The organism is Bartonella gliris (assembly GCF_045277155.1).
GTDB classification, from domain to species: Bacteria; Pseudomonadota; Alphaproteobacteria; order Rhizobiales; family Rhizobiaceae; genus Bartonella; species Bartonella gliris.
In genome coordinates this window covers 1,923,514-1,938,189 of the sequence record NZ_CP123962.1, presented here as the reverse complement: position 1 = coordinate 1,938,189, position 14,676 = coordinate 1,923,514, and the positions used below count along the sequence as shown (strand labels likewise).

The window sequence follows — 14,676 nt, the reverse complement described above, 5'->3', positions numbered from 1 at the left end:
AAAACAGATTTTTTCTTCCCATTTTTTCTAAACCAACCGCAACGCTTGCAACTGAATGAATTGGAAATTAAAAAGTTCCTTTGTGCTGAAAGCGGCAAAACACTAAGCAAAAAAACAGCTTTAGACATATGTTTAATGAGGCGTGCAACCCAAGAAAATATCAAAAATAGCACATGAATTAAGAAAATAAGCAGTTACATATGCTATACATTCAAGAACAAAGATATTAAAACGCAAAGCACTTTCTTAGCTGGACAGATGAAACTATATCATTTCTTCTACGAAAGAACACTAAATGTAAAAAAACACGCTGGAAAATAATAACTATAAGATTCCATAGTATTTTATTAATATATTTTTATACTTTCAAATAATAAAATCTAGAAAAACTGAAATAGTCTCTTGCATAAAATTGTTTTAAGACCTTCAAAAGGTTTTATTAAACAAAAACAGCGCCATCATATATCATGACAGCGCCTGTTCTATCCATAGAGAACGGAAAAAATTAGCGTCCCCAACGACCTTCATATTTAAATGTTGGAGCTTCCTTCAAAGAATCCTTTGTCGCATTCGTAATAAGCTTCCACTTGCCATAATCATTTGTCATTTGAATTGTTTCTGGAGAAACGACCACATAGCTTTCTCCTATACCAAGAAAACCACCAGTCGCAACAACAATCCCCGCGATACTATTTTCACGCAAAATAAGGTCTTTCACTTCGCCAATATTTTCGTTGTCTAGATTATATACATTTGCACCAATAAGGCTTGAAGCCACAAAATCTGTTGCCAGTGGTGTAACATAACGTGCAAACATATCTGACCCTACCTGTACAATACCGGTCGAAGAAATCATCTCAGGTTTAGAAGGCACTACAAAAGACTGAGCATAAGCATTAGAAGCAATCAAAACTGATAGAAGAGCAGTAGATATAATTTTTTTCATTTTAACATCTCCGTTTTACTTTACAAAGCCTCAATGCATCGTAATCAGATTTGTTCCCTCTGCTCTTTTAAGACCACTAATCCTAGTCTTTTCTTTCCTTCAATCTTTCGTTTTCTTCTCGAACGCGTTCTCTAAACCACTCCAGATCCGAATTTTTAAAATATAAACAAGCCCCGCAAAAATGATGAGAAACAAAATAACGCGAAAACCGGTTTTCTTACGAATTTCCATGTGGGGATCAGCGGCCCACATCAAAAAAGCAGAAACATCTCGTGCATATTGTTCAACCGTTTCTGGAGTTCCATCCTTATACGAAACAAGGCCATCTCGCAAAGGAGGTGCCATAGCTAAAGTATTACCTGCAATGAAATAAGGATTATACCAAGAACCATCAGCAATTTTTACATCTTCTGGTGCCTTCTGATATCCTGTTAAAAGAGCTGTAATATAATCTGGTCCAGCAGTATTATAATGAGTCAATATATCAGAAATAACGGTAGAAAAGGGCAAAGGCACGGCACGCGCACGCGCTATCAATGACAAATCTGGAGGAGAAGCACCATTATGAATAAACCTTGCTTCTTCTTCATTAGCAAAGGGAGAAGGAAAAGTGTCCGCTGCAACACCAGCGCGTTTAAAAAAATTTCCCTCTCTATTAGGACCATCGCTCACTTCATACTGTCTTGCAAAAGCCTTAATCTTTTCTTGATCATAGCCAAGAGCCTTCAAATCACGAAAAGCCACATATTTTAACCCATGACAACGAGAACAAACTTGTTTATAAATCTTCAGTCCACGCCGTAATTGCGCCTTATCATAAATCCCAAAGGGCCCTGAAAAACTCCATTCCTGTTTTTTAGGAGCACGTAAGGGAAAAGAAACAAACTCCTCCTCTTTATCAGAGACATTCTTTGCCACACTCTGAAAAGAAAAACCTATCGCTGCGATAATAATCAATCTAATAAAAGCATTTACCATAATTTATTTTTTTTCTGTTTGATCTCTTCAGTAATTGAAGCAGGAAGAGAACAACTTTTTTCGAAAGTAGGTAGCATCGGCAAAACAAGCAAAAAGAATATAAAATAATAAGCCGTAGCTAATTGCGTCCATAAAAGAATGCCATGATTCATTTCTCTTGAACCCAAATAGCCAAGAAAAACAACATCAAAAATCAATGCCCAAAAAAAAATTTTATAAACGGGACGATATCTTGCTGAGCATATTGTGGAGCGGTCCAACCATGGAACAAAAATCAAAACTAAAACCGAACTCGCTAATATAACAACGCCTAAAAAAGTAGATGAAAGCACACCAATATCAAAAGTTATGGCGCGAAGCATAGCATAAAAAGGTAAAAAATACCACTCTGGCATCACACGAAGAGGCGCCTTTAAAGGATCAGCAACGCTATAATTTTCAGCCTGCCCCATATAATCGGGCATATAAAACAAAAACCAAGAAAAAAAGATTAAAAAAAGAGTAATAGCAAAAATATCTTTGATAAGCACATAAGGCGAAAAAGGAATAGTTTCCTTCTCTGATTGCACCATAAGGCCACTTGGATTGCCCTGCCTAACTTGGTGAAGTGCCCAAATATGAAGCCCCACAAGAAAAAGCAAAAGAAATGATAACAAATAATGAAAAACATAAAAACGGTTCAACGCTGGTTGTGCCACACTATAACCACCAAGAAACGTCTCATGTAACCACGTTCCCACAAAAGGAAGAGTTTTAAAAAGACCAGCAACCACTGAAGCAGCTGAAAAAGACATCATCCCCCAAACCAGCACATAACCCAAAAATGCCGTTGCCATCATGACTATATAGATAAAAATGCCCGTGATCCAAACCATTTCTCGCATATTTTTATAAGAACCATAATAAAGTCCACGCGCCAAATGGATATAGACAGCAATAAAAAAGAACGAAGACCCTACAGAATGCCATGGACGAAAAAGCCACCCGAACTGCCCCTCACGCCTAAATCTTTCACCAGTATCAAAAGCCAAGTGAACATCTGGAACATAATGCATTGCCAAGACAATGCCAGTCAAAAGCTGTGATAAAAGCATAACGGTCAAAATACCGCCAAATGTATAAAAATAATTAAGATTGCGTGGAACAGGAAAAATGACAAACGCATTGTAAAAAAAACGAGGGAGAGGTAAACGCTTATCAAACCAACGTCCAAGAGCACTTTTAGGAAAATAAGGAGGAAATCTCTTCATCACTTTATCCTATCTTCAGCAAAGTATCAGAAAGAAATCGATAAGGTGGAATAGCTAAATTATAATTAGCTGGCCCTGAACGCACTCTTCCAGCTGTATCATAAACAGAGCCATGACACGGACACAACCATCCACCCAATCGACCAGATTGACCAAGTGTTATACAGCCTAGATGCGTACAAAGATTAATGAGAATGAGCCAATTCTCGCGCCCTTCGCCTGCTGAGCGTGCAAAATCAGTCGCTTCTTTTTCTCCTTCAAGGTTAGGATTGCGCGCTTGCCGATCTTTAAGAACACTCAATTCAGTAGCTCGCGCTTCAGCAATTTCTTTTGCAGTGCGATTGCGAATAACAACAGGCTGCCCACGCCACTTGACTGTTATCGACATGCCCTCTTCAATGCCAGAAAGATCAACCTCGACAGAAGAAGATGCCAAAACAGTTTCATCTGGGCGCAATTGGCGAATAAAAGGCCACATAAGTGCGCCAACACCAAAAACCCCTGTAACACCTGTTACCAAAAACAGGAAATCCCGTCTTGTTTGCTCACTCATTACCTACAAAGAGCCTATTCCTCGAAACGCTTTTCTACCATACTCTTCCTCATTGGGCAATCCTTGCCCCTTCAAGTTCCTAAACCATGAAGAATATTTTAGATTCTATGCCCTTCACGTTCTAAGTCAAAGAATGATTGAAGCATAGACAAACAATCCCACAAAAAAGCAGTTTTTTATCCAATCGCTAAAAGAGCAGCATTTAGCTTTCGATACGCTAGCATTCTTCTTTATAAAGGTATTCATTATCGCGCTGCAGTGTTCTCTCTTACTTTATGCAGGCAAGAAGGACAGAGTACAATTTTGCTTCCTCCGCCCTTCTCTTCATGCATCTAAACATCATCTTTATCAGAATAACTTGTGTATTTTCATCCTCTTTAACAAACAGAGAGGCTTGAACAGAGCACTCCAGTTCCTTGAAATATGAAAACAAAACATAAAGATCAAAGATCACCCCTAAGAAACCTACCACAGCATGACTCTTAGTAGTAAATATTCTCTGCTTCTTCCCAAATCTTGACTTTCATACAGTCCTTATCTTTAAGCTTGGCAAAGGGATGAGCTTAGACAAAGTCGTTATCAATCTTCACAGCTCTCTCCATCATAATCGATAGTCCTTGATAAGCCCTTCCAAACCTAAAGATGATCCCTTTCTGATACTAGAATTCATAAGCTTTAGGGATGCTATACCACTTGCCTGAGAATAAGGGAAAGTTCTCGCCATTTTTAAATACCCTAAACGCCTTCAACAAAACGACAACGGCGAGGATAGTTTTGAATTCTCATGCTTACCCAGCGACTTATCCTCAATGAAGGACAAATCTTTTGCCGCTCTATCCACTTAACGTCATACTTCTCCTTGATAATATACTTGTTCTTTACCAACAGAACCTTACCACCACTCCACCTTTGATCTCAAATCTTAACGAAAAATACAAAACCTAGAGAAGCCTTTCTACCCTTTATACAATTTTTCCTCTCTTTGAAGAGAGTCTACTCTCATCTCAATCCCAGAAAACAGTAGTACATCCTTCCTTCTTCCTTATGCTCTCCATCTTCAAAACTTTAATTGGTTTCTCGACCATTTTACATTCTAGAATTGAAATTTTTCTACTCCATTCTTGAACGCAGCTTCAAAATTTTCGAGCTATAAAAAGTAATTGCGATATATTATTGCAACGCTCGTTGCCAAAACCTTCACCCTATTTGTTTCGAACAATATCCTATCCCAAGCTTCAGTATCTGCCAAATGCATTCTCAATCGAAATTTTATACATAGGATAAGATTTGCACAGCGCTATTTCACTGCTACCTTTGTTAACAAAGCTGCAATTTCACATTCAATCTGCTTTTTTACTTCTCATCGAGATTATAAAGTTGGCGCAGCAGAAAACACTGGAAAAAAAGCGTGTTAAAATTGATTTCATCACCACCCCACCTTGCAGTCCCCATCTTGCTTGCAATCCCCACCCTGCTTACAATCTTTGTCGCCAGTAAAAATCTTCATCAAAGGAAACATCCAGTATATGTGACAGTATTTTGCCAATAAAGCAGCCTAAATATCCCACAGAGAGAGAGAGCAAATTCTCGTCATCATTTGAACTCTGTATCAGGTATCAGATGGATATAACCATTGTCTTGCTTTTTTCGTTATCCTCCCGCGTATCTCATGATAAGCTTATGTAGATAACTTTCGCTGAAATAAAGAACAAATAATAGCTCAGCACAAAAACAACATGCTGCTCAATTATATTTTTGGAATGAACCGTATAACGCCTTTACAAACACAAGAGAAAAACCATACTACATACCTATGACACTTCATATTGCTCTTTTTCAACCCGACATTGCTGGTAATACAGGAACAATTTTGCGTCTTAGCGCCTGTTTTGGTTTGCATGTGCATATTATTGAACCCGCAGGCTTTAATCTGTCGGATCGCAACCTTAAGCGAGCCGGATTGGATTATCTCGAATATGCCTCGCTAGAACGACACATTGACTGGCAAAATTTTATAAACACCATGAAACACTTTAACCGTCGTCTTTTGCTTTTGAGCACAAAAGCAGAAAAATGCTATACGCAGATATGCTATCAAAAAAATGATGTTTTACTTTTTGGTCGTGAATCGGCAGGAGTTCCAGATTATGTTCATGAAGCCGTGGATCAAACATTAAAAATTCCCATGCAACCACACGCACGCTCTCTAAACCTCGCAATAAGCGTTGCCATAACAACAGGGGAAGCACTTCGCCAAATTGGTTATAATGAAAAAAGAGAAACTTTATGAAAAAATACAAATTTTTCATAAAGATCTTCAATATATTTGTAAAAACGCCAATGAATTTCCCATCACCAATGGCTTTTAAAAGAGTGAAATCAGTGTATCTTTATAAAATGCCACAACACCACTAAAAAACTCAGTGCACTCCGCTATCAGTAACTCAAAATGGCATTTCTAAAAGTAAAAGAACAATCAATCTATAACAAATAAAAGAAAAGCAGAAAGCTCTTTGAAAAACTCAATATTACAAATTAATTTTTTCTAGTAAGCTCTTGCGATCTATTAAAAATCCGCTTTCAATCCATATTGTTTCTAACTCTTTAAGCTTTTGTCCCAACAGCACTCCTTTAGCCAAACCTTTCTCCATCAAATCCTTGCCACTAACAGGAAAAGTCGGGATTTGCCATTTTTGGGCAAGCTGATAAAGCCTAGTATAATCTTCTAGCTTTTGCAAAGCCTCGTTTCCCTTCAAAGCATCAATACGCGCTGCAGCTAGAGAAAGGGATAATTGATCTAAAACCGGCTGCCGACCATAAAAATAAATCAATTTTTGCACAAAAACGTCTGAACAGTTTTGGCTAATTATTTCCAAATCTGCCCATTCTTTTAACCGCTTTGTTTCCTTATTAGAGAGATGTAAGCGCTGCGCCATTTTATGAAGACGAATAGGATCAGGAGGAAGAAGGCTTTCGAGCCGCAACAACGGATCAACTTTCCAACCAAGAGCCTGTTCTGTTTTTACCAGTGAATGAATCGCATCAATACCCCATTTTTCTGTTTCAGGGAAAATAAGTGTCAAAATTCCGCTTTGGCGCATCCATAAAAGAGCACGTGTTGGATTAGAGGCCGTGAGAAGTTTTTTCATTTCCCCCCAAATACGTTCAGATGAAAGTTTTTGCAGACCTCCTTTTAAACAAACGCAAGCTTTCAATCCCTCTACATCAGGTCGCCCTCCCCCATACCAAGCAAAAAAACGAAAAAAACGCAAAATACGCAAATAATCTTCACGAATACGATTCTCTGGAACACCGATAAAACGTACTGTTCGGCTAGCAATATCGTTTAATCCTCCTACGCTATCATAAAGGTTGCCAGCAGCATCACAATAAAGCGCATTTATAGTAAAATCGCGGCGTTCAGCATCTTTCTGCCAATCACGACCAAATGCCACTTTTGCATGACGACCATCCGTTTCAATATCAGAACGAAGAGTTGTAACCTCATAAAAACATGACGGAGCAACCACCGTCACGGTACCAAATGCAAGACCTGTAGGAACAGCCTTAAATCCCGCTTCTTCTACACGTGCTATAATCTGTTGTGGTAAACAGGTTGTGGCAATATCAATATCACTAATAGGTTGCCCTAACAGTTGATTACGCACCGCCCCCCCTACAATACGTGCCTCTTCACCGTCCAAAGATAAAACATGAAGAAGTGTTTGAATACGACTATGCTGTAACCAATCAACATGTTTGAAATTTTGTATTATGCTCACTCTTTAACCCTTCAAACAAATTGCCGCCATTCCCTCAAAATGGCATGCTTATAGGACAACAGTTTCATAGAACATCTCTCTCACAAACCACACTCCAAGCATCAAAATAGATCTCTCTAAATGTTCACGAATATTAAAAAAACAATGTATTACACTTCTTTTCTCCTCATTTTCTGCTACAAATCATAAAATATTCATTATCATACAGAGAAAATTATCAATTTTGCGACAAACCGCCCTAAGCCCTAAGGAAGAAATATGAGTCAGACCGATATATTATCCAATTCTACCAAGAAGGCTACTATCAATAACGAAGCCCAAGGAGTCATTAATGATATTGATACAGCACACAAAGAATTAGATATTTTACAACAAGAAGTTGATAAAGCTATTTTTGGTCAAAAGCATGTGGTTGAATATGCTTTAACAAGCATTTTGGCTGGAGGACACGCCCTTCTCGTTGGCGTTCCAGGACTTGCGAAGACCCGTCTTGTTGAAACATTGGGAACAGTATTAGGACTTGATGAAAAACGTATCCAATTTACGCCCGATTTGATGCCATCAGACATTATAGGTTCTGAAATTATGGACTCAGATAAAAGCGGTAAACGCTCTTTTCGCTACATTCAAGGCCCAGTTTTTGCTCAACTTCTCATGGCCGATGAAATTAATCGTGCCTCTCCGCGTACGCAATCAGCTCTTTTACAAGCTATGCAAGAATATCATGTTACCGTTGCTGGCACGCGTTATGATTTGCCACAACCTTTTCATGTACTTGCAACCCAAAATCCTCTGGAACAGGAAGGAACTTACCCACTTCCCGAAGCACAACTGGATCGCTTTTTGATGCAAATCGATATTGATTATCCTGATCTAACCACAGAACGACGTATTATTCTAGAAACAACGGGAGAGAAAAATCAAAGTGCAAAACCGATTTTATCGACAAAAAAACTACAAACAATACAAAAAATCGTCCGCAAAATGCCCATCTCCGAAAATGTTGTCGAAGCTATTTTAAAGCTTGTTCGTTCAGCGCGCCCCCATAAAGAAAACACCCTCGCAAACACTTATGTTGCTTGGGGCCCTGGTCCTCGAGCCTCACAAGCACTTTCACTTTGTGCCCGTGCCCGAGCTCTTTATCACGGGCGTTTATCCCCCTCGCTTGATGATGTTGCAACATTGGCTCAACCTGTATTACAACACCGTATGGCGCTCAATTTTTCTGCACGTGCTGACAATATAACCGTAAAAGACATTATCGATAATCTTGTGAAAGACGCCCTCTAATGGCCATTGGCAAAAAAGTTTTAAAAAAGTCACCACTGTTACTCGCTAATAGACTGCATAAAGATGCCGCTAAAATGCCTGATCTCCTTTTGCACGCACGCCGGATTGCCAATACGCTGATAACTGGAAGACATGGCCAACGTAAACGCGGTAACGGGGAAAAGTTCTGGCAATTTCGCTCTTATGTTGAAGGAGAATCTATTACACGCATTGACTGGCGCCGCTCTGCACGTGACGAACATACTTACTTACGCGAAAACGAATGGGAAAAGGCGCAAACAGTTTGGATTTGGACTGACCAGAGTGCTTCTATGCATTATTGTTCGCGTTTTTCGCAAATCTCTAAAGGCGATCATGCCACGATTCTTGCCTTTGCATTGGCATTACTTCTTGCAAACAGTGGCGACCATATTGCTATTCCCAATTTAATGCCCCCTACAATGACATCCAATGTCATAGAACGTATGGCGTTTGCTTTGACAAATCATCACACAGAAAATCCATTTCCAGATTTTTCAACCATTACGCGTTTTTCACACGCTATCATAATAAGCGACTTTCTTGATTATCCGGAAAAGATCATCCAATATTTAACCATTTTATCGGCAAAACGAGTCACTGCCCATTTAATTGAAGTTGCTGATCCCGCAGAAGAGCACTTTCCCTATGCAGGCTGTACAGAATTTTTTGATCCTGAAACGAAAGAAAAACGCGTTTTGGGAAAAGCCGAGAATTTCCGTGAGCGCTATTGTAAATTGTATCAAGCACGGCGACAACAATTGACAGACTTTTGCTCACGCCAAGGTTGGACCTATCATGTGAGTAAAACCGATCGGCCCTTAACAGAAATCATTGTGCAACTTGCAAACAAAATAGGGTGCTCTCCCTCTGATAAGAGGAGGGCATTTTGAGTTTTGGCGCTCCCCTCCTTTTACTCGGACTTTTTTCCTTACCGGTCATTTGGTGGTTGTTGCGTGTAACACCTCCCCTCCCGCGTAAAGAACCTTTTCCGCCTTTGCACTTTCTGCCTAAATCAAGCAATCAACAGGAAGCCGCAAACCACACACCTTGGTGGTTATTGTTGTTACGATTAACCATAGCAGCACTAACTATTATCGCTTTGGCACAGCCCACTTGGAATCAAAAGCCAATTACACTTTCCGGGTCTCAACCACTTGCACTTATTATTGATAATGGATGGGCTTCTACGAAAGAATGGAAAAAACGTGTTACTGTTGCCGAAAACCTCCTCACACAAGCAGAAAAACAGCAAAAGAATGTTTATTTTCTTGCGACAGCCGAAAATGATACTCTCAATATTGGTCCCTTACCGGCAAAAGCCGTAAAACAACATTTAAGGCATTTGCAACCCCAACCTTGGCCTGTTAACCGTGTGCTTGCACTGAAAAAACTTGTTGAAGTAATCAAAGATAAACCTCTTGATATTGCTTATTTAAGCGATGGCTTACAAACAAGCGAAGACGATCAAACTTTTGCTCTCATTGAACAATTAAAACCCAAAACGCTGTTATGGTATTTAGCTAATATTTCTGACCTAACCGGTATAACAGCCATAGAAAATAACAATGGAAGCATCGTAGCACGTGTCATTCGTGCAACCACACATGGAGAGACTCCTGTCGCACTAAGCCTTTATGATTTGAACAGTCAACTTCTTGGTCGTTTTACGGCAAACTTTCTCGATGGCGAAACAACAGCTCTTGTCCCTTTTAACTTACCACTTGAATTACGTAACGATATTGCATGGATAAAAATCGAAAACCATGCTCATGCCGCCGCAACTTTCTTAGTGGATAGCCATAATCGAGTAAACCGCGTTGCTCTTTTATCACCAAGCGTCAATGAAATGGCACAGCCCCTACTTGCACCATTTTATTACATTATCAAGGCATTACAAGGGCATACCCAGCTTATAACAGCAGAAGGAAAAGAGCTTTCATCTGATATTGATCATTTACTCAAACAAAATCCTTCTGTTTTTATTATGGGTGACATTGTAAATATATCAAAAGAAGCAGAAAAGAAACTTTCTGATTTTGTTAATAAAGGGGGAACAGTTATCCGCTTTGCAGGAGAAAATTTAAGTGCTACAGAACACTATGATAGCCTATTGCCAGTGCCATTGCGTCCTGGAAAACGATTGCTTGGAAGTATCATGTCTTGGGCTAAACCGCAAAAACTTGCACCTTTTGCAAAAAATAGCGTATTCTTTCATCTTCCATTCCCAGAGGACATCACTGTCTCACGCCAAATTCTAGCAGAACCGAGCTCAGATCTTTTTGAAAAAACATGGCTTAGTCTTGCTGATGGAACTCCGCTTATTACAGCGGCTAGTCGTGGCAAAGGCATGCTCATTTTTATTCATATCGCGCCCGACCCCACGTGGTCAAATCTTCCTCTTTCTGGTTTTTTTGCACAAATGTTGCAACAACTCATTACATTAAATGCCTATGAAAACAAAAATCCAACACATATAAAAACAACAACAGCACAAAACCCTTGGAGAACATTAGCTGCCGATGGTAGACTACAAGCCCCTCCCTCTTATGTTGTTCCACTCGTCATTGATACGCAAAATCCACCCGTTGCCTCCTATCATACTCCACCTGGATTTTATGGCTTAAAAAATAATCTTTATGCACTCAATCTCTTAAACGATTCATCGCGCTTGATACAGCAATCGTCATTGCCACTTTCCTTAAGCGAGAGCCCTTTGTCCTATGACACAAAAGAGAAAAATCTCATCGGTCCACTTTTAGGATTAGTCGTCTTATTATTTGCCTTTGATCATTTTTTAGTTCTATGGATGGGAGGAGCTTTTTCTTTCAATCGACGAAGCAATATGCTTCTTCTTCTTCCACTCACAATAGGTCTTATCACTTTATTCTCACATGTGCCAATTGGTCATGCACAAAGCATAGAAAATTATGATGAAAGCATAGTACAAGCAGCTGGCGCTACACATCTTGCCTATGTCATAACCAACAATCGTGAAATTGACACAACGAGTAAAAGCGGTCTGGAAACACTCAGTCAATTTATTGCAGAGCGTACAATGCTTTCGCCCGGCTCTGTGATAGCGCTTGATCTTGATAAAGATGAACTCGCCTTCTATCCTCTCATTTATTGGCCGATTGATCCTAACAGTCCTTTACCAACACAGAAAAGTCTTGAAAAAATAAATACCTTCATGAAACACGGAGGCACAGTTTTATTTGACACGCGCGATCAAATAAATGCCAACCTTAATCTTGAAGGCGCTGCCACCACAGCCACACAAAGATTACGAACCATCTTAAAGGGATTAAACATTCCCGCCATTGAACCCGCATCTTCTGATCACGTTATTGCTCGTTCCTTTTATATTATGCCAGATTTTCCCGGGCTCTACCGTGGTTCACCTTTATGGGTTGAAGCGTCATCAATGAATAAAAAAAACAAAAATCTTTTTGCCACCGGTGATAATGTGAGTTCTCTGCTTATCACTGCTAATAACTTTGCTGGTGCTTGGGCACTAGATGAAAAAGGCACATGGAAATATCCACTTATTCCCAATGACCCAATGCAACGCCTGTGGGCATTTCGTGCAGGATTGAATATTGTTATCTATGTGCTTACAGGAAACTATAAAGCCGATCAAGTTCATGTTCCTGCACTTTTAGAGCGCTTTAACAGAGAAAGAAGGCAATGATACCATTCATCACTTTTCAGCCTTTTTTACCACTCTCTTGGATTCTACTTTTAAGTGGAATATCCACCCTTTTTGTCATTATCGGCCTTTTTACACAGCGTCGAGGATCTTTATTGCGTTTGATAGCATTAGCTTCATTGATTCTTGCTTTGCTGAATCCAATGATCATACAAGAACAACGCGAACCCCTCAAAAGCACCGTAGGCATTGTGATTGACCACAGCAAAAGCCAAACATTTGGCACACGTACAAATGATAGTGAGGAAGCACGCGCACAATTAGCAAATGCATTGGCACGCTATCCACAATTTGAACCGCGCTTTATTGAAGCTGGAAAACTGGCTGATAATCAATATGCACCCTCAACGAATTTGTTTAATGCTTTAACACAAGCTCTATCCGATGTACCACCATCTCGTTATGCAGGCACAATTTTGATCACCGACGGTCAAGTGCATGACATCCCTTACATTTCAGACCTTCACCATAAAGCCCCTGTCAATGCGCTTATAACAGGAAGATCAGATGAATTTGACCGCCAAATCAAATTTATTTCGCCCCCACGCTTTGCCCTTATCAATAAACCACAAATGCTCTCCATCTTGGTAGAAGATAAAGGTTCATCTCAAAAATCTCTACCAACGCAAGCAAACATTACTGTAAGCGTCAATGGACAAGAAGTTGGCCATTATTCTGTAACCCCTGGCATCATCTTTCAAACTGAAATCACCCTTTCTCATGCTGACAAAAACATCATACAAGTTGCAACAGATACGTACAAAGGTGAATTAAGCTCTGAAAATAACCGTGCAATAACTGTTATTGAAGGAATAAGAGAAAATTTGCGCGTTTTGCTAATTTCAGGTGCACCTTACAATGGTGAACGGACATGGCGTGATCTTTTGAAAGGTGACTCCAATATTGATCTTGTTCATTTTACGATTTTGCGTCCTCCCAACAAAGCAGATAATACACCATTAAGCCAATTGTCACTTGTGGTCTTTCCTACAACAAAGTTATTTGTTGAAGAGATTGATAATTTTGATCTCATTATCCTTGACGGCTACCAACACTCTGCTGCTCTCCCCTTAATCTATTACGATTATATCGCTCAGTATGTACAAAAGGGAGGTGCATTGCTGATGGTAACAGGTCCTGAATTTACCCAAAAAAACTCGCTTGCGAAAACACCTTTAATAAGCATCCTTCCTGCATTACCCAATGGTGTCATTCTTCAAAAACCTTTTCGCCCCCAATTAACAACAGAAGGTGAACGTCATCCTGTCACAAGAGGACTTGCAACACCCACGCACCCAGCTTCTCAATGGGGGCAATGGCTACGACAAATTGCAATTCAAAACATAAACAAAGGTATTGCTCTCATGAAAGGAGCGGACGAACAACCACTTTTACTTCTTTCCCATGTTGGTAAAGGACGTGTAGGCATGTTGCTTTCCGATGAAAGTTGGCTTTGGGCACGAGGTTTCGAGGGAGGAGGCCCTTATGCAGCTCTTTATCGCCGAATTGCCCATTGGCTTATGAAAGAACCAGAACTTGAAGAAGAAAAATTAAGTGCCACCAGTGATCATCATCGTTTAACAGTTCGTCGCCAAACGCTCAAAGATCAACCAGAAGCAGCCGAAATAACCTTTCCCTCTGGAAAAAAACAAAATATCATCCTTACCAAAGAGCAAGAAGGTGTCTTTACAGCAGCTATTAATACCGATGAAACAGGAATTTTTACCATCCAAAACGGTGATTTAACAGTACTTTCTTCTGTAGGTGTTCTTAATAATCTCGAATTGTCTGACGTGATCTCAACAGAAGAAAAACTAGCCCCTATCAGTAAACACACCGGCGGTCACATCGTACGTTTACACCACAAAGGAAAAGAAAGCATTCATCTTCCTCCTATCAAACTGGTTCAATCGCAAACAAAACAAACATCTCCCTTTGCGTATTCAATTGTTCTGAAAGAAGCAACAGAAACCCGCTTAATCAATGCTTTCTATTTTTCGATCTTTTCTGGTTTCTTTGCACTACTCACTTGCCTTTTACTGTTTAACATCCTGTGGTATCGTGAAAATCGTTAAAAAAATCTCACACCACTTTAAAATGGAATCTATTTCACATAAAAATGTACACCAATCATACAAACAATACCG

General features: G+C 39.7%; 10 protein-coding genes. 5 read left to right on the top strand and 5 right to left on the bottom strand.

Features of this window, described 5'->3' with window-relative positions; genetic code table 11:
* Positions 1–505: 505 nt before the first annotated feature.
* The 4 genes from QHG54_RS08510 to petA all read right to left on the bottom strand — a co-directional run bounded on the left by QHG54_RS08510 (position 506) and on the right by petA (position 3,727).
* On the bottom strand, positions 506–946 hold the full coding sequence (locus tag QHG54_RS08510; RefSeq protein ID WP_317993538.1) for a PRC-barrel domain-containing protein: 441 nt from the start codon (positions 944–946) through the stop codon (positions 506–508).
* A 99-nt stretch (positions 947–1,045) separates the two neighbouring features.
* Positions 1,046–1,924 (bottom strand): cytochrome c1, encoded by an 879-nt coding sequence (locus QHG54_RS08505; protein WP_317993539.1) that lies wholly within the window; start codon positions 1,922–1,924, stop codon positions 1,046–1,048.
* Positions 1,918–3,174 (bottom strand): cytochrome b N-terminal domain-containing protein, encoded by a 1,257-nt coding sequence (locus QHG54_RS08500; RefSeq protein ID WP_317993540.1) that lies wholly within the window; start codon positions 3,172–3,174, stop codon positions 1,918–1,920. The genes QHG54_RS08505 and QHG54_RS08500 overlap by 7 nt, the downstream gene beginning before the upstream one ends.
* 4 nt (positions 3,175–3,178) lie before the next feature.
* Entirely contained in the window at positions 3,179–3,727 is a 549-nt protein-coding gene (gene petA, locus QHG54_RS08495; protein ID WP_317993541.1) for a ubiquinol-cytochrome c reductase iron-sulfur subunit, read from the bottom strand.
* A gap of 1,813 nt (positions 3,728–5,540) precedes the next feature.
* Between petA and QHG54_RS08490 the strand changes: the two genes are divergently transcribed.
* Entirely contained in the window at positions 5,541–6,017 is a 477-nt protein-coding gene (locus QHG54_RS08490) for a tRNA (cytidine(34)-2'-O)-methyltransferase (RefSeq protein WP_317993542.1), read from the top strand.
* A 238-nt stretch (positions 6,018–6,255) separates the two neighbouring features.
* On the opposite strand, the gene QHG54_RS08485 is transcribed toward QHG54_RS08490, so the two are convergent.
* Positions 6,256–7,509, bottom strand: coding sequence for a CCA tRNA nucleotidyltransferase (locus QHG54_RS08485; RefSeq protein ID WP_406604203.1), 1,254 nt, complete (start codon positions 7,507–7,509; stop codon positions 6,256–6,258).
* 258 nt (positions 7,510–7,767) lie between these two features.
* On the opposite strand from QHG54_RS08485, the gene QHG54_RS08480 reads away from it, so the two are divergent.
* Genes QHG54_RS08480 through QHG54_RS08465 form a run of 4 tightly spaced genes read left to right on the top strand, consistent with a single transcriptional unit; the run spans position 7,768 to position 14,604 of the window.
* Positions 7,768–8,799: a MoxR family ATPase gene (locus QHG54_RS08480; protein WP_317993544.1), complete on the top strand. Its 1,032-nt coding sequence runs from the start codon at positions 7,768–7,770 to the stop codon at positions 8,797–8,799.
* Positions 8,799–9,710: a DUF58 domain-containing protein gene (locus QHG54_RS08475; RefSeq protein WP_317993545.1), complete on the top strand. Its 912-nt coding sequence runs from the start codon at positions 8,799–8,801 to the stop codon at positions 9,708–9,710. Before QHG54_RS08480 ends, QHG54_RS08475 begins: the two co-directional genes overlap by 1 nt.
* The gene (locus tag QHG54_RS08470; protein ID WP_406604202.1) at positions 9,707–12,511 is read left to right on the top strand and encodes a DUF4159 domain-containing protein; all 2,805 of its coding nucleotides are present in this window, start codon (positions 9,707–9,709) and stop codon (positions 12,509–12,511) included. Before QHG54_RS08475 ends, QHG54_RS08470 begins: the two co-directional genes overlap by 4 nt.
* Positions 12,508–14,604, top strand: a complete 2,097-nt coding sequence (locus QHG54_RS08465; protein ID WP_317993547.1) for a hypothetical protein — start codon at positions 12,508–12,510, stop codon at positions 14,602–14,604. Before QHG54_RS08470 ends, QHG54_RS08465 begins: the two co-directional genes overlap by 4 nt.
* The last annotated feature ends 72 nt before the right edge of the window (positions 14,605–14,676 follow it).